This is a genomic window from Streptomyces atratus, from assembly GCF_014648655.1.
Classification (GTDB): domain Bacteria; phylum Actinomycetota; class Actinomycetes; order Streptomycetales; family Streptomycetaceae; genus Streptomyces; species Streptomyces atratus.
Genome location: NZ_BMRN01000056.1, coordinates 1 through 209, shown reverse-complemented (window position 1 = coordinate 209; position 209 = coordinate 1). Strand labels below are relative to the sequence as shown.

The 209-nt window shown below is 69.4% G+C and carries 1 pseudogene; it reads left to right on the top strand.

Annotation, left to right across the window (positions count from 1 at the left end):
• Window positions 1-25: 25 nt before the first annotated feature.
• Window positions 26-209 (top strand): annotated as a pseudogene (locus IEZ15_RS38410) (IS6 family transposase); the annotation flags it as partial.

Below are 209 nucleotides of genomic sequence, written 5' to 3'. Positions count from 1 at the left end.
GTCGTACAAGGGCCACCGGTACCCGGTGGAGGTGATCGCGCACGCGGTATGGCTGTACTTCCGCTTCCCGCTGTCCTTCCGCGAGGTCGAGGAGCTGATGCTGCGGCGCGGCGTCATCGTCTCTTACGAGACCATCCGCCGCTGGTCCGCCAAGTTCGGCCAGGCCTACGCGGACGGACTGCGCCGCCGTCGGCCACGGCCCGGGGACA